Raw genomic sequence first — 16,168 nt, forward strand, 5'->3', positions numbered from 1 at the left:
ATTATATATCCTAGGACATGGATGTCAATCGTTGAAATGAAAAAAAATACTAATACTTTAAATCTTCGGGAAAAAGATCCCTTTCTCGCGCGCGAGCAACAGCGCTATGACCAACCTCTGCCCAGCCGCGAATGGATTATCAGCGTACTGGAAGACAGCGGCGTACCGGTGAAAATACCGGATTTGGCCGGAAAACTATCGATTACCGAGGCCGAATATGAGTTTTTCGAACGCCGCATCAAAGCGATGGCGCGCGACGGCCAGGTATTGATTAACCGCCGCGGTGCGGTTTGTGTCGCCGATAAACTGGAATTGGTGAAATGCCGAATCGAAGCGCATAAAGACGGTTTCGGTTTTGCCGTGCCGCTGATTCCGACCGGACAGGGTGATTTTGTTTTGTACGAACGCCAGATGCGCGGGCTGATGCACGGCGATATCGTTACCGTACGCCCCGCAGGTGTGGATAGACGCGGCCGTCGCGAAGGTCAGGTGCTCGACATCATCGAACGGGCCAACACCGATGTGGTCGGACGGTTTTATGTCGAACGCGGCGTTGCCATTATGGAGCCGGAAGACAAGCGGTTGACGCAGCCGATTCTGTTGGAGCCCGATTCGGTAGCGGAACTACAGCCGAAAACCGGCCAGGTTATCATGGCGGTGATTGAAAGTTATCCTGAAAACCATCATCCGGCGGTGGCCAAACTCACTGAAGTGCTGGGTGATTATGCCGACAGTGGTATGGAAATCGAAATTGCGGTACGCAAACACCACTTGCCTTATCTATTCAGTGATGCTTGTCTGAAATCCGCCGAGAAAATTCCCGATAAAGTACGTGCTGCCGACCGTAAAGGCCGCGAAGATTTGCGCGAATTGCCTTTGGTAACCATAGACGGCGAAACCGCCCGCGATTTTGATGATGCGGTGTATGCAGAAAAAATCGGTCGAAATTTCCGCTTGGTGGTGGCGATTGCCGATGTCAGCCATTATGTGCGCCCCGGTGATGCCATTGATCACGATGCCTACGAGCGCGCCACCAGCGTATATTTTCCGCGCCGGGTGATTCCGATGCTGCCGGAGAATTTGTCCAACGGCATTTGTTCGCTCAATCCAGAAGTCGAGCGCTTGTGCATGGTATGCGATATGGAAATCACCTATGCTGGTAATGTAAAAGACTACCGATTCTATCCGGCGGTGATGAAATCACATGCACGCCTTACCTACAATCAAGTTTGGGAATGGTTGGAACAAAGCGGCAATCATCCGTTTAAAAAAGAATTGGGCGCGCTTTACCAATTGTTTGGCGTGTTGCAGAAAAAACGGCGGATACGCGGGGCGATGGAGTTCGAAACCGTCGAAACCCAGATGATTTTTGATGACAACGGCAAAATCGAACGCATTGTGCCGGTGGTGCGCAATGATGCGCATAAGCTGATTGAAGAATGCATGTTGGCAGCCAATGTGTGTGCGGCGGATTTCTTATTGAAAAACAAACACGGTGCACTTTACCGTAATCACTTAGGCCCGACGCCCGAGAAGTTGAGCACTTTACGCGAACAACTCGGTCGGCTGGGACTTTCTTTGGGCGGCGGTGATAAACCTACGCCGAAAGACTATGCCGAACTTGCGGCCAAAATCAAAGACCGTGAAGATCAGGAATTGCTGCAAACCATGCTGCTGCGCTCGATGCAGCAGGCTATGTACGAAGCGCATAACGAAGGCCACTTCGGCCTGGCTTACGAGCATTACGCCCACTTTACTTCGCCCATTCGCCGCTATCCCGATTTAATGGTGCACCGTGCGATTAAGGCGGTATTGTTGCAGCAGAAATACCAACCGCAATCCTGGGCGCAAGCCGGCGCACACACTTCATTTGCCGAGCGGCGGGCGGATGATGCCAGCCGCGATGTGGAAAATTGGCTGAAAACCTATTATATGCAGGATAAGATAGGCGAAGTATTCGGTGGCAAGGTTACCGGCATGACTAATTTCGGTTTGTTTGTTACCCTTGACGATATCCATATCGAAGGTTTGGTACACATCAGTGATTTGGGTGAAGATTATTTCAATTATCTGCCGGAAATTATGGCGATAGAAGGTGAGCGCAGCGGCGTGCGTTTCAGCATGGGCGAGCGTGTCACGGTAAAGGTTGCCCGTGCCGATTTGGATACCAGCAAAATTGATTTGGTATTGGTTAGCGGCGGTACTGTCGGTAAAAAAGGTCGCAAAGCCTCTCGCAAAAGCAGCGTTGCTGAAGCAGAGACAATTAAGTCTACAAGCAAAAAAGCCAAAGCTAAGGCGCAAACTGCATCACAAAGCAGCAAAGAAACCGGTAAAAGTGCAAGCCAACCGGCAGGCAAAGGCGGTCGCAACAAGCAAACTACTGCGTCGACAGTTCAGCAACAAAGTCTGCAAATGGTGGATGGCAAAATTACTTTGGTGAAAAAGAAGAGTGCAGAAAACGGCAGCCGGAAAGCGGCAAAAAGCCGCGGCAAACGTAAATAAATAAAGTCGTAATGAATAAATAACCCGATCCGCTATGAGGTTCGGGTTGTTTTTTTGAGGAAGACTGTTTGCAGCTGGCTGCCTTGTATCGAAAATAAATTGAATCCGCTATATAACTATAAGATTGGAGTTTATTTAAAGATTAATGCCTGTCTGAAAACTTATAAAAGTAGTTTTCAGACAGGCATTTGTTCTGCTTTGCATTAAAAACGCCGCTTCAATTGGCAAGCCTGCATAATGTTTACTGCCAACTCTTCCACCGACTGATTGGTGGTATTGGCAAACGGAATATTGTGGCGGCGGAACATGGCCATCGCATCGGCGACTTCGTTTTTACAAGTCGAGAGTTTGGAATAAGTGGAATCCGGGCGGCGCTCTTGGCGGATTTCCTGCAAACGCTCGGGTTGGATGGTGAGGCCATAGAGTTTTTGGCGGTAAGGTTTCACCATGCGCGGCAAGTCGGTGGATTCCAAATCGTCGGGCGTCAGCGGATAATTGGCCGCGCGGATGCCGTATTGCAGTGCCAGATACAGGCAAGTGGGTGTTTTGCCGCTGCGCGAAACGCCCATGAGGATTACATCGGCATTCTTTAAATCTTTATCGCTGATACCGTCATCATGATTGAGCGAAAAGTTGACCGCGTCAATGCGCGCTTCATAGCGTTGCATATCGGCGATGCTGTGGTGTTTGCCTACCGAATTTCGTGCAGGTACGCCAAGCTCGGTTTCTAACTGGTTCAAAAAAGCGTCAAAGAAGCTCAGATGCAAGCCGGAGCTGCTTTTTACGATTTCACGGATTTGCGGATCGATGATACTGCTGAATACCAGCGGCCGGGCGGCAGACTGCTCGGCCGTGCTTTCTATGATATGCACCATTACCCGTGCCTTTTCCACGGTATCGACAAAAGGGTAAGTGGTACGCTTGAATTGAATGCCTTCGAATTGTTCAAGCAAGGCTTCGCCCATGCTCTCGGAAGTTAAGCCGGTACGGTCGGAAATGAAAAAAGCGTGGCGGCGCGCCATAGGTTCCTCACTCTTCTTACTAAATGGATGTAAATGGTTAAAACCCGTATCATAACCAAGGGCGACGGCGAGAGAAAGCGCTTTACTCAAAAAGGTTTTTTATTGCTACATATGGTTACAGTTATTTTTATGGTTTTTAAAATAAGAATAATGTTTTAATATTTTATTATTATTGATATAATATTTTAATAAATAAGAGAAATGTTACACGCCAAAATTAAAGTTTGGCTTGTGATAACTCTTATTTTACAAAGACTAACGAAATCATTCCGGTTGTTTGAAGTAATATTTCATATTACTACAATCGCTAAAGCCGCAATTTTAAGTATCGCTTTTTACACCAAAACGGTTTAAAAATACATGACATACTGCGGTGGTCTGGTTAGAATGGGTGTTCGAGATTTACCTTTTATTCAACTTTGAAACTTGGATGGAACAATGTCTGCAAATTACGTTATCTGGTTTGAAAATCTGCGTATGACCGATGTTGAAAGCGTCGGCGGCAAAAATGCTTCTCTGGGTGAGATGATCAGCCAACTGTCTGAGAAGGGAGTGAGAGTGCCGGGCGGTTTTGCCACTACGGCCGAAGCCTATCGCGCATTTTTGGCGCATAACGGCCTGAGCGAACGCATTTCTGCTGCATTGGCTGCTCTGGATGTCGATGATGTGGTCGAGTTGGCGCGTGTCGGAAAAGAAATCCGCCAATGGATTTTGGATACGCCATTTCCTGAGCAGTTGGATAATGAAATTGCCGCAGCTTGGGAAAAAATGGTGGCTGATGCCGGTACCGACCAAATTTCCGTAGCCGTGCGCTCTTCCGCTACCGCTGAAGATTTGCCGGATGCCTCGTTTGCCGGCCAGCAGGAGACATTCCTCAATATCAATGGCTTGGAAAACGTAAAAGAAGCAATGAAACACGTTTTCGCATCGCTCTATAATGACCGCGCTATTTCTTACCGCGTACACAAAGGCTTTGCCCATGATATCGTGGCCCTGTCTGCAGGCGTGCAGCGCATGGTGCGTTCGGATAGCGGTGCTTCCGGCGTATTGTTCACTATCGATACCGAGTCGGGTTTTGAAGATGTGGTATTCGTAACCGCATCTTACGGTTTGGGTGAAACAGTAGTGCAAGGTGCTGTGAACCCCGACGAATTTTACGTGCACAAACCGACCCTGAAAGCAGGCAAACCGGCTATTCTGCGTAAAACCATGGGCTCTAAGCTGATTAAAATGACTTTTACCGATAAAGCGGAAGCAGGCAAATCGGTACAAGTGGTAGATGTACCTGCCGATGAGCGTAAAAGATTCTCTATTTCCGATGAGGAAATCACCGAATTGGCTAAATATGCGCTAATCATTGAAGAGCACTATGGCCGCCCGATGGATGTAGAGTGGGGCCGCGATGGTGTAGACGGCAAGCTTTATATTTTACAGGCGCGTCCGGAAACCGTGAAATCCCAAGAGAACGGTAGCCGTGTATTGCGTCGCTACAGTATTGAAAATAAAGGTGAGGTTCTGGTTGAAGGCCGTGCAATCGGTCAGAAAGTCGGCCAAGGTAAAGTTCGCTTGGTGAAAAGCGCTGCGGAAATGGATGTGGTGGAAGCAGGCGATATTTTGGTTACCGATATGACCGACCCCGATTGGGAGCCGGTAATGAAACGTGCAGCAGCTATCGTGACCAACCGAGGTGGCCGTACCTGCCATGCCGCGATTATTGCGCGCGAGTTGGGCATTCCGGCAGTGGTCGGTTGCGGTAATGCCTCCGAAGTGTTACAGCAAGGCCAGGAAGTAACCGTGTCTTGTGCGGAAGGTGATACCGGTTTTATTTATAACGGTCTGGCCGATGTACAAGTTAATGAGGTGGCGCTCGATAATATGCCGCCGTCTCCGACTAAGATCATGATGAACGTAGGTAACCCCGAGTTGGCGTTTTCTTTCTCCGGTTTGCCGAGCGACGGTATCGGCTTGGCACGTATGGAGTTCATCATTAACCGCCAAATCGGCATTCACCCGAAAGCTCTGTTGGAGTTCGATGATCAGGATGAGGATATCAAAGAAGAAATCCAAGATCGTATCTCAGGCTATGCTTCACCGGTGGATTTCTATGTAGACAAGATTGCAGAGGGTGTGGCTACATTGGCTGCCTCGGTTTATCCGCGCAAAGTTATCGTGCGCATGTCCGACTTCAAATCCAACGAGTATGCCGGTTTGGTTGGCGGCAGCCGTTACGAACCGCATGAAGAAAACCCGATGTTGGGCTTCCGTGGTGCCGCACGTTATGTATCCGACGATTTCAAAGAGTGTTTTGCGCTGGAATGCAAGGCTTTGAAATATGTGCGTGATGACATGGGTTTGACCAATGTGGAAATCATGATTCCGTTTGTGCGTACCCTGTCTGAAGCAGAGCAAGTCATTAAAGCTTTGAAAGAAAATGGCTTGGAGCGCGGTAAAAACGGTTTGCGCCTGATTATGATGTGTGAGGTACCGAGCAATGCATTGCTGGCCGAACAATTCCTGCAATATTTCGACGGCTTCTCTATTGGTTCTAATGATATGACCCAATTAACCTTGGGTGTGGACCGTGACAGCGGCGGCCCGATTGCAGCGACCTTCGATGAACGCAATGCGGCGGTAAAAGTGATGCTGCACTTGGCGATTTCAGCTTGTCGTAAGCATAACAAATATGTTGGTATTTGTGGTCAAGGCCCGTCTGATCATCCTGATTTCGCCAAATGGCTGGTGGAAGAAGAGATCGGCAGCTTGTCACTCAACCCTGATACGGTGATTGAAACTTGGTTGTATTTGGCCAATGAATTGAAAAATCAGAAGGCTAGCTGATAAATACAACGAGATGAACTGAAAGAAACCGCTGCTGTTCACACGGCAGCGGTTTTATTTTTTATAGATTTACGATTCATACTATAGGGGGAATACTAAATGCCTGTCTGAAAAAATATTATTTCAGACAGGCATTTATGCATTGATATGGATTGTTTAGCCGCTTTTACAGGCGATTTAACTCATCCATTTTAAGAGCGGCGTTGCTGGTTTACCCAAGATTCAATCTGGCGCGCATCATTCACGCGGGTAGAAGAAGAGGGGGAGTTAAGCAGAACGATGGTAATGGGTTGATTGTTAATACGTGCTTTAACCACCATAGAACGGCCGGATTCACGGATATAGCCGGTTTTTTGCAAGTCAATGTTCCAAGAGCCCTCGCGCACTAAGGCATTGGAATTTTTATAACTTTGCTGACGCCCCGAACTTGTGTAGACCGAGCCAAAATTGGAAACGCTGTCCCGGCGGATGACAGGATAGTCACTGGCTGCGCTGACCAATTTACCCAAATCGCTGGCGGTAGAAACATTACGCGAATCCAAGCCGGTCGGCTCATAGAAACGGGTGTTGTTCATGCCAAGAGATGCAGCTTTTGCATTCATGGCCGATACAAAAGCGCTCATACCGCCGGGATAGGTACGACCGAGCGCATGAATCGCACGGTTTTCGCTGCTCATCAAACCAAGATGCAGCAATTCTCGGCGGGTCAGCGTGGTGCCGATGGATAAACGGCTACCGGTACCTTTGAGGCGGTCGATCTCGTATTCGGTAATGGTTACTGGTTCGTTCATATTTTGTTTGCCGTCCAGTACTACCATAGCAGCCATGAGCTTGGAAATCGAAGCAATGGGCATCACACGATTAATATTTTTCTGGTAAAGGATCTCGCCTGTTCTGTTGTTCATAATCAAAGCGGCTTGAGAAGAGAGCAAGGGGCCGGCGATGGCAGCTTGTTCACTGATTTGGGCGTTGGGGTTTTCAACCAGAAACGCGCCCAGAGGATCTTTTTCATCAGGGAAATTTTGTTGCAAAAACTGACCCAACACGTCTAAATCATCGGCAGCAGCCGGTGCGGCACTAATGGCTAACATCAAGCCCACGCCTAGGGTGGCAGCAGTTTTATTGATACGGGAAATAAACATAATTCTCTTCCGGATTAATAGCTTAATCAAAGAAAGTCCAAAACCTGAACGGTTTGGATACAACTATACCGTTATTAGGATTGGATAAGGCTCGTTATTCGGTAGAAGGTTGCTTGGGAATTGATATATCAAGAACAACCGCCATATTTTATGATAACCGGCTCCGAGCTTGGCATTGAAGAATTTACATTGCCGATCGAATCATATTTCTATTTATTCAGGCGGCAACAGCTGGTTAGGGCGTATTTTTAAACAAACGAAAGGACTCTGTAAAGTCTTAAATGCATATCTTTTCATTTACTTTCATGGCTTTGCCCTGAATGTAGCATAAAAAGAGCTTAAGGTGTGAGTTTGAAAAAATGCGTGATACTCTTTATACTTAGTTTTTTCCGGCCGAGCGTTATGTTTATAAATAGTAGATTTTCAATTTCAATCTTCTCACATTTATTCTATTCCGGCACACCGGATTTATTCTAACCATTATTTTATTAGCGGACCTGATTCAGCATGACCACAGAAAACCGTAGCTGCTCGTTTTGCGGCAAACCAGAACATGAAGTCAAAAATTTAATCGAGGGGGAGCACGCCTATATCTGTAATGAGTGTGTCGAAGCGTGCGGCGTAATGCTGGGTGGCAGCGCTGAGGAAGCGGAGGAAACGGCCAAAGGAGCAGAGCATGTTATTTCAGCCAAATTACCGACTCCTGCGGAAATCGTGGCCAATCTGAACGACCATGTGATTGGTCAGGAACAGGCGAAAAAGGCGCTTGCGGTGGCGGTATACAACCATTACAAGCGTTTGCGTCATCCGAAAAGCAATGAAAACGTAGAATTATCGAAAAGTAATATTTTGCTTATCGGCCCTACCGGATCGGGTAAGACCTTATTGGCGCAATCTTTGGCGCGAAAATTGGATGTGCCATTTGTGATGGCCGATGCCACCACGCTGACCGAGGCAGGCTACGTGGGCGAAGATGTGGAGCAGATTATTACCAAGCTCTTGGGCAAATGCGACTTTGATGTGGAAAAGGCGCAGCGCGGTATTGTTTACATCGATGAAATCGACAAAATTTCGCGCAAGAGTGACAACCCGTCGATTACTCGGGACGTATCAGGCGAGGGTGTGCAACAGGCTTTGCTGAAGCTGGTGGAAGGTACTGTGGCCAGTGTTCCCCCGCAAGGCGGCCGCAAGCATCCGAATCAGGAATTTATTCAGGTTGATACCACCAATATCCTGTTTATTTGCGGCGGAGCGTTTGCAGGTTTGGAAAAAGTGATCCGCCAACGTACCGAAAAAGGCGGTATCGGTTTCGGTGCGGCGGTGCACAGCAAAGACGAAGATGCCAAAGTTACCGAATTGCTGCAAACGGTAGAGCCGGAAGATTTGATTAAATTCGGCCTGATTCCCGAGTTAATCGGCCGCTTGCCGGTGATTGCCACCTTGGCGGAGTTGGATGAAGCGGCATTAATCAATATTCTTACCGAACCGAAAAATGCGTTGGTGAAACAATACCAGGCATTGTTTGCGATGGAAGGGGTGGAATTGGAAATCGAACAATCCGCTTTATCCAGCATCGCTAAACTCGCGATGGCGCGCAAAACCGGTGCCCGCGGCCTGCGTTCCATCGTTGAGCAATCGCTGTTGGAAACCATGTATCTGCTGCCGAGCTTGAAGGAAGTAAAAAAAGTGGTGGTGACTGCCGAGGTGATTGATGGTGGCAAACAGCCGTTGATGCTGCGCGAAGATGGGACGGAGTTTATTCCATCGGCTGCTTAATCAGCCCGAATTTTAGTGGTAAGGTTTCAGACAGGCATTCGGATACAACATCTATCCGTGCCTGTCTGAAATTATTATCGTTAAGCGTTTTGGGGTCTTTGCAAAATTGATTGTGGCAGCTTAAAAAGCTACGCCATGCTCGGGTTTGAACTGACTTTTTCGTTTTATCAAATATACAAATGCCTGTCTGAAAAACTAGGAATAGCAGTTTTCAGACAGGCATTTTAGTTATCAGAAGGTTTAAACGTGAAAGCTTTCGCCGCAACCGCATTCGTCTTTTACATTCGGATTTTGGAATTTGAAGCCTTCCTGCAAACCTTCTTTGGTGTAGTCCAATTCGGTGCCGTCCAAGTAAACATGGCTTTTGGGGTCGACAAACACTTTCACGCCGTGGCCTTCGAATACCATGTCTTCCGGTTGTACCTCGTCGACAAATTCCAAGGTATAAGCCATGCCGGAGCAGCCGCTGGTTTTTACGCCCAAGCGGATACCTTCGCCTTTTCCGCGCTTGGTCAAAAAGGTTTGGATATGGTTGGCAGCTTTTTCGGTTAGGGTGATCATGGTCTGAATCCTTAATGGAGAACGTCTTGAATCAATTATATATTCAGGAAAGACAGTATCTATTAATACGGTTGTTGCTTTTCAAGCATCAATTGTTTGTTGCCGTTTCGCCCATGCTACGGCTGCTGTAATAGCGGCTTTGGCTTGCGGGCTGTTTTTCCAACAGCTAGAGCCGGTTAGGGCTGAACCTTGCTGCAAAATATCGTGAACATCGGCCTGCGCCAGTTTGGCGGTATCGTCCAAGCCCATTTGTTGCAAACGCAATAACACGGTTTTACCTATGCCTTTTTCGGCCAATAAAGATTGGGTTTCCTTTTCGGTAAACGGCATGGGAGTCATCCTAAAAATAAAATATTTTCAGACAGGCATACACTTTATTTCAGTTGGCTATCTTTACTGCCGCGCCGATTATAAGCGGCGTGGAAAAACTGCTGTTTATCCGCTTCTTCTTGGCAGGAGACGCACAATTGTACGCCGGGTAGTGCAGTACGGCGAGCCTCGGGAATGGATTCGCCGCATTCCGCGCATTCATGTGCACTGTCGCCGCTCGGCAGATGCTGGCGGGCAAACGCCAGTGCATCATCTAAAGAAGCGTCGATTTGTGCCTGTTCCGCACCATCGGGTGCCCAACCGCCGGCCATTATAAATGCCTGTCTGAAAACATTAAGAATTGTGTTTCTTTTTGTAATCAGCTACCGCTGCTTTGATGGCATCCTCGGCCAGAATGGAGCAGTGTACTTTTACCGGCGGCAATTCCAGCTCTTCGGCGATTTCGCTGTTTTTAATCGCCAAGGCTTCATCTAGGCTTTTGCCTTTTACCCATTCGGTAATCAATGAAGAAGAGGCGATAGCCGAACCACAGCCGTAGGTTTTGAACTTGGCATCTTCGATGACACCTTCGTCGTTCACTTTGATTTGCAGTTTCATCACATCGCCGCAGGCAGGAGCACCGACCATGCCGGTACCGACGGAATCGTCGCCTTTTTCGAACGAACCAACATTGCGGGGATTTTCGTAGTGGTCGATTACTTTATCACTGTATGCCATGGTATGGGTTCCTTGTTGTGTGGTGGTTTACATGCCGCCTAGGGTAATCGGCATGTTCCGTGGTGAACACGGTATTGGTTTATCACATGGGGGCAGGATGGTTTTCTTCAATAACTTCTTGTAAACCTTTAAACTATCCTGCATCGTTTGGTTTTAAGAGCCTGCCTGGCGGGCCAATAATGCTTCCCAATCATCGTATTGGCCTTGGAATTGTTCGGCCAATTCCTCCAAATCGGCAGCGGTTTGTGCCAGTTTGTCGGCATGGATGGAGCCGATATGGGTAAGTTTGACTTGATAGGCTTCGGTGTGGTCGGCAGACTGAATAATGTCACTCAAATAATTTCCGAGCCGGCTGACGGCTTGGGTATAGGCTTGGGCATTTTCTAAGCTGTCGAAATAAATATAGTGGTGTATCGGACGCAATTGCTCCAGATTGTCTCCATGAGCAATCATGGCATCTATAGTGCCTTGATTGCGTTCATAAGCCTGTATCTTGCGGCTGGGCAATAAGCTGTTGCGGTAAAACAACCATTTTGCATCTTCTTCGGCATTACCTGCTATTTGGAAATCAATCTCAGGCAGGCTGTTTAAATAGGCGGCATTGTTTTTATGGAACAAATCCGCATCGGTGGCATAGAAAAACTCCACCCGCCGGTGACCGCTGGTCAGAGAACCTACCCATAAGCCGCTGCGGTTTTGTGCGGCATGTTCACTGATTTGTCCGGCTATTTTTTCCAGTTTCCTAGCATCATCGCTGTTTGGCAGGCCGCTGGCGGTGTCGCCTTGATAGCCGAAAACGACGCTACATAAAACCGGTAGGCCGTTTAACGGCGCATTTGCAGCAAAATCGGTGCGGACGCTGACGATGCAGGGCGCTCCGCTGGAAAAAATAGCGTGGTAGTGATAGTAGGTAGCTTGGTTTGCCATAATGTGCGGACACCGTTAATAGTAAATATTGTTGCTTGGATTATAAGCGATTTTACCATTCTCGGTTAACACATTGTCCTACCTGCTTAATGCTCTGCCCATTCTACGGTGCTCAAATCGATACCGTCTTGATACATTTCCCACAAAGGCGAGAGTTCGCGCAGTTTGCCAATTTTCGATTTGATCAGTTCGGCGGCGAATTTCACTTCTTCTTCGGTGGTCATGCGGCCGAAGGTGATGCGCAGGGAAGAGTGGGCGAGTTCGTCGTTGCGGCCGAGGGCGCGCAAAACGTAGCTGGGTTCCAATGAAGCCGAAGTGCAGGCCGAGCCGCTGGATACGGCCAGCTCTTTCACGGCCATAATCAGGCTTTCGCCTTCGACAAAGTTGAAGCTCACGTTGAGGTTGGTGGGCACGCGCCGTTCCAAATCACCGTTGATATACACTTCTTCGATGCCTTCGATGCCTTTTAAGAACACTTCGCGCAGTTTGAGGGCATGGGTGCGGTCTTGTTCCAATTCTTCGCGGGCGAGGCGGAAGGCTTCGCCCATGCCGACGATTTGGTGGGTGGGCAGGGTGCCCGAGCGGAAGCCGCGCTCGTGGCCGCCGCCGTGCATTTGGGCCTCGAGGCGCACGCGCGGTTTGCGGCGCACATACAGGGCGCCGATGCCTTTGGGGCCGTAGATTTTGTGGGCGGAAAGGCTGAGCAGGTCGACTTTGGCGGCTTCTACGTCAATCGGGGTTTTGCCGGCGGCTTGGGCGGCATCGACGTGGAAGATGATTTTGTTTTCGCGGCAGATTTCGCCGATGGCGGGAATATCTTGGATCACGCCGATTTCGTTGTTGACCCACATCACGGAGATCAGGATGGTGTCGTCGCGGATGGCGGCTTTGAGTTCGTTTAAATCAATCAGGCCGTTTTCCTGCACGCCCAGATAGGTTACTTCAAAGCCCTGGCGTTCGAGTTCGCGCATGGTGTCGAGCACGGCTTTGTGTTCGGTTTTCACGGTGATGAGGTGTTTGCCTTTGCTTTTGTAAAACTGCGCCGCGCCTTTGATGGCGAGGTTGTTGGATTCGGTGGCGCCGCTGGTAAACACGATTTCTTTGGCGTCGGCGTTAATCAGTTTGGCGATTTCGGCGCGGGCGTTTTCTACGGCTTCTTCGGCCGTCCAGCCGAAGCTGTGGCTGTTGGAAGCGGGGTTGCCGAATTGTTCGGTCAAATAAGGAATCATTTTGGCGGCCACGCGCGGGTCGACGGGTGTGGTGGCGGCGTAATCAAGGTAAATCGGGGTTTTGATGCTCATGGTTGGTGTTCTTCCGATATTTGTGGTTATCAAATTATGGTTTGGATTGGAAATTGATAATGCGGTTGTCTTCGCGCTGATTTAACACGCTTTGCAGGGTGATGCTGCTCAAATAATCATTGATGGTTTGGTTCAAATCTTCCCACAATTGGTGGGTGAGGCAGGGGGTACCATTGTGGCAGTTCGCTTTGCTGCTGCACTGGGTGGCATCCAAACTGTCTTCTGCGGCGGCGATGATTTGCGCGATATTAATTTGGTCGGCAGGGGTTGCCAGAATATAACCTCCGCCGGGCCCGCGTATGCTTTCTACTAAGCTTGCGCGACGTAATTTACTGAACAATTGTTCGAGATAGGAGAGCGAAATTCGTTGCCGTTCGCTGATGGCATTGAGTTTGACCGCGCCGTGGGGCGAATGCATGGCCAAGTCCAGCATCGCGGTTACGGCGAATCGGCCTTTGGTTGTCAGTCGCATGGCGGTTTGCCTTTACTTAAATCATTATGAGTATTTTGTATTATGTGGTGTGTTCGGGTGCTGCGTGGGAGGAATTGTCGTATATCCGAGTGATTTAGTCAAGTATTGGCGTGGGCGCAAGATGAAAGCTATCGGGTTGATTGGTACTTCGGGCTATAATCGCTGCTTTGTACTTCATAAAATATAATACGAAATGGATTTGTTTTGGCAATATGCCGCATTGGCGCTTTCGGCTTTGACTTCGGCAACGATATTGCCGGGTACGTCGGAGGCGGGGCTGGCTGCTTTGGTTTACAATTCGCCGAATGTTTGGATGACGGCATTGGCGGTTGCGACGCTAGGTAATGTGGCGGGCAGTATGATTTCTTACGGTATGGGGTGGTTGTTGCCGAAAAAATATCAGCCGAGCGAACAGGTACAAGATAGGCTGCGACGTTTCGGTCCATGGATGCTGGTGTTGGCGTGGGTGCCTTTGGTAGGGGATGCGCTACCGATTGCGGCGGGCTGGTTGCGGTTGAATGTGTGGCTGAGCTTGCTGGCGTTGTTTATCGGTAAAGCGGGGCGGTATGCGGTGGTGGTGTGGCTGGCTTTGAAGGCGGTTTAGGTTTGATAAACGAATGCCTGTCTGAAAACCTTGAATTTGGTTTTCAGACAGGCATTTTACAGATCCGGCCATAAATGCTGTTTTGGCTTTTTATGGCGAAAAAACTTTATTCTGCCACGGTGTTGCTGCGGCCTTGCTGTACGACTTGTATTGTCTGCGGCTTGCTGTTTTGAGGTAAAAATAAGTTTTTCCGCTATACAAACGCCGTTATAATACCGGATGACTTTTCGCTCTTTAGAAGAACGGCATGAAAGAACATAAAGCCCGCAAACGTTTCGGGCAGAATTTTTTGCAAGATACCCGCATTATCGCCGATATTGTGAACGCCGTCCGCCCGCAACCGGGTGATACGGTAATCGAAATCGGCCCCGGCTTGGCGGCGATTACCGAGCCTTTGGCGCGCAAATTGGATAGGCTGCATGTGGTGGAAATCGACCGCGATATCATTGCGCGGCTGAAAAACCTGTCGTTTGCTGATAAGTTGGTGATACACGAGGGTGATGTGCTGCAATTTGATTTCCGGTCGGTTCCCGGGCGGAAAAAAATCGTCGGCAACCTGCCTTACAATATCTCCACGCCTTTGCTGTTTCGCTTAAGCGAAGTGGCCGACGAAGTGGCGGAAATGCATTTCATGTTGCAAAAAGAAGTGGTAGAGCGCATGGTGGCGGAGCCGAAAACCAATGATTATGGTCGTTTGGGCGTGATGCTGCAATATTTTTTCGAAATGGAGCATTTGATAGACGTGCCGCCGGAGTCGTTCGATCCGGCGCCGAAAGTCGATTCGGCGGTGGTGCGCATGATTCCTTTGCCCGGCCGTATTGGGGTGGCACAGGATTTCGAACATTTTGCCAAACTGGTGAAACAGGCTTTTCATCAGCGGCGTAAAACGATACGCAATAATCTGAAAGAGTTGGCGGGTGATGAGGATTTGCAGGCGGTGGGCATCAACCCGCAAGACAGGGCGGAGCATATCGCGCCCGAGCTGTATGTGAAACTGAGTAATTACCTGGCAGGCAAAAGCCTGTCTGTAAAGGCATAAGCATGATCCAATTTAAAAATGTACACAAATATTTCAAAGATTTGCATGTGATTAATGGTGTGAACTTGGAAATTAAAGCGGGTGAAGTGGTGGTGGTTTGCGGCCCATCGGGTAGCGGCAAGTCTACGCTTATCCGTACCGTCAACCAGCTTGAGCCGATCCAGCAGGGTGAAATTTGGGTAGACGGCGTGAATGTGGCCGATCCGGCAACCGATTTGAACAAAATCCGTACCGAAGTGGGCTTTGTGTTCCAGCACTTTAATCTTTATCCGCATTTGACGGTGTTGGAAAACATTATTTTGTCGCCGATGAAGGTGAAGAAGCAAAGCCGGGCCGACGCTGAGAAAAAGGCGGTGGAGTTGCTTGACCGAGTGGGTTTGAAGCATAAAAAAGATGCTTTGCCCAGCGAATTGTCGGGCGGCCAGCAGCAGCGTGTAGCGATTGCGCGTGGATTGGCCATGGAGCCGCGCGTGATGTTATTCGACGAACCGACTTCGGCGCTTGATCCGGAAATGGTGGGCGAGGTATTGAAGGTGATGAAAGACTTGGCCAAAACCGGTATCACCATGATGTGTGTGACCCATGAAATGGGTTTTGCGCGCGAAGTGGCCGACCGCATTATCTTTGTCGACCACGGCCAGATTTTGGAAGAGTCAGACCCGGAAAGCTTCTTTAATCATCCGCAAACCGATCGTGCCAAGCAGTTTCTGGCACAGATTAAGCACTAAGTTACTGTATTAAAAACCAAATGCCTGTCTGAAAAATATTTCAGACAGGCATTTTGTGTTGAGGGGAAGGTGGGGTATGGCGTTGTACAGACCGGTTTTATTGTATAGGGGATTAACTTAACTTTCGCTACGGCGTTGCTGCGCCTTGCCGTACTACTTGTACTGTCTGCAGCTTGCTGCCTTGTATCGAAAATCAATTTAATCCGCTA

General features: G+C 48.9%; 15 protein-coding genes. 6 read left to right on the forward strand and 9 right to left on the reverse strand.

Annotation, left to right across the window (positions count from 1 at the left end):
• The first annotated feature begins 21 nt into the window (after window positions 1-21).
• Window positions 22-2,502 carry a ribonuclease R gene (gene rnr / locus Q4C79_RS02295; protein ID WP_303089415.1) on the forward strand — a complete coding sequence of 827 codons (2,481 nt, stop codon included), beginning with the start codon at window positions 22-24 and terminating at the stop codon, window positions 2,500-2,502.
• Between the two features lie 203 nt (window positions 2,503-2,705).
• Here rnr and Q4C79_RS02300 read toward each other — a convergent pair whose 3' ends face one another.
• Entirely contained in the window at window positions 2,706-3,524 is an 819-nt protein-coding gene (locus tag Q4C79_RS02300; RefSeq protein ID WP_303089416.1) for a pyruvate, water dikinase regulatory protein, read from the reverse strand.
• Window positions 3,525-3,962: 438 nt separating this feature from the next.
• Here Q4C79_RS02300 and ppsA point away from each other — a divergent pair, with 438 nt between their 5' ends.
• Window positions 3,963-6,362 carry a phosphoenolpyruvate synthase gene (ppsA, locus tag Q4C79_RS02305; protein WP_303089417.1) on the forward strand — a complete coding sequence of 800 codons (2,400 nt, stop codon included), beginning with the start codon at window positions 3,963-3,965 and terminating at the stop codon, window positions 6,360-6,362.
• 191 nt (window positions 6,363-6,553) lie between these two features.
• Here the strand turns inward: ppsA and Q4C79_RS02310 are convergent, their stop codons facing one another.
• On the reverse strand, window positions 6,554-7,504 hold the full coding sequence (locus Q4C79_RS02310) for a D-alanyl-D-alanine carboxypeptidase family protein (RefSeq protein WP_303089418.1): 951 nt from the start codon (window positions 7,502-7,504) through the stop codon (window positions 6,554-6,556).
• A gap of 507 nt (window positions 7,505-8,011) precedes the next feature.
• Here Q4C79_RS02310 and clpX point away from each other — a divergent pair.
• A complete protein-coding gene (gene clpX / locus Q4C79_RS02315; protein WP_303089419.1) occupies window positions 8,012-9,280 on the forward strand; it encodes an ATP-dependent Clp protease ATP-binding subunit ClpX in 1,269 nt (422 codons plus the stop codon).
• Between the two features lie 240 nt (window positions 9,281-9,520).
• Here the strand turns inward: clpX and iscA are convergent, their stop codons facing one another.
• The 7 genes from iscA to iscR all read right to left on the reverse strand — a co-directional run bounded on the left by iscA (window position 9,521) and on the right by iscR (window position 13,588).
• Entirely contained in the window at window positions 9,521-9,841 is a 321-nt protein-coding gene (gene iscA / locus Q4C79_RS02320; protein ID WP_303089420.1) for an iron-sulfur cluster assembly protein IscA, read from the reverse strand.
• 81 nt (window positions 9,842-9,922) lie between these two features.
• A complete protein-coding gene (locus Q4C79_RS02325) occupies window positions 9,923-10,171 on the reverse strand; it encodes a recombinase RecA (protein ID WP_303089421.1) in 249 nt (82 codons plus the stop codon).
• Window positions 10,172-10,215: 44 nt separating this feature from the next.
• A complete protein-coding gene (locus Q4C79_RS02330) occupies window positions 10,216-10,482 on the reverse strand; it encodes a DksA/TraR family C4-type zinc finger protein (RefSeq protein ID WP_303089422.1) in 267 nt (88 codons plus the stop codon).
• Between the two features lie 22 nt (window positions 10,483-10,504).
• Window positions 10,505-10,888, reverse strand: a complete 384-nt coding sequence (gene iscU / locus Q4C79_RS02335; protein ID WP_303089423.1) for a Fe-S cluster assembly scaffold IscU — start codon at window positions 10,886-10,888, stop codon at window positions 10,505-10,507.
• A gap of 153 nt (window positions 10,889-11,041) precedes the next feature.
• Complete coding sequence (locus tag Q4C79_RS02340; RefSeq protein ID WP_303089424.1) at window positions 11,042-11,815, reverse strand: DUF695 domain-containing protein; 774 nt, start codon at window positions 11,813-11,815, stop codon at window positions 11,042-11,044.
• 86 nt (window positions 11,816-11,901) lie between these two features.
• Window positions 11,902-13,116: an IscS subfamily cysteine desulfurase gene (locus Q4C79_RS02345; RefSeq protein WP_303089425.1), complete on the reverse strand. Its 1,215-nt coding sequence runs from the start codon at window positions 13,114-13,116 to the stop codon at window positions 11,902-11,904.
• Window positions 13,117-13,150: 34 nt separating this feature from the next.
• Window positions 13,151-13,588 (reverse strand): Fe-S cluster assembly transcriptional regulator IscR, encoded by a 438-nt coding sequence (gene iscR / locus Q4C79_RS02350; RefSeq protein WP_303089426.1) that lies wholly within the window; start codon window positions 13,586-13,588, stop codon window positions 13,151-13,153.
• 193 nt (window positions 13,589-13,781) lie between these two features.
• Here iscR and Q4C79_RS02355 point away from each other — a divergent pair, with 193 nt between their 5' ends.
• The 3 genes from Q4C79_RS02355 (at window position 13,782) to Q4C79_RS02365 (ending at window position 15,959) form a co-directional block, all read left to right on the forward strand.
• The gene (locus tag Q4C79_RS02355) at window positions 13,782-14,192 is read left to right on the forward strand and encodes a YqaA family protein (RefSeq protein ID WP_303089427.1); all 411 of its coding nucleotides are present in this window, start codon (window positions 13,782-13,784) and stop codon (window positions 14,190-14,192) included.
• 247 nt (window positions 14,193-14,439) lie between these two features.
• Window positions 14,440-15,231, forward strand: a complete 792-nt coding sequence (rsmA, locus tag Q4C79_RS02360) for a 16S rRNA (adenine(1518)-N(6)/adenine(1519)-N(6))-dimethyltransferase RsmA (RefSeq protein ID WP_303089428.1) — start codon at window positions 14,440-14,442, stop codon at window positions 15,229-15,231.
• A 2-nt stretch (window positions 15,232-15,233) separates the two neighbouring features.
• Entirely contained in the window at window positions 15,234-15,959 is a 726-nt protein-coding gene (locus tag Q4C79_RS02365; protein ID WP_303089429.1) for an amino acid ABC transporter ATP-binding protein, read from the forward strand.
• The last annotated feature ends 209 nt before the right edge of the window (window positions 15,960-16,168 follow it).

This window comes from Neisseria sp., from assembly GCF_030523955.1.
Taxonomy (GTDB): Bacteria; Pseudomonadota; Gammaproteobacteria; order Burkholderiales; family Neisseriaceae; genus Neisseria.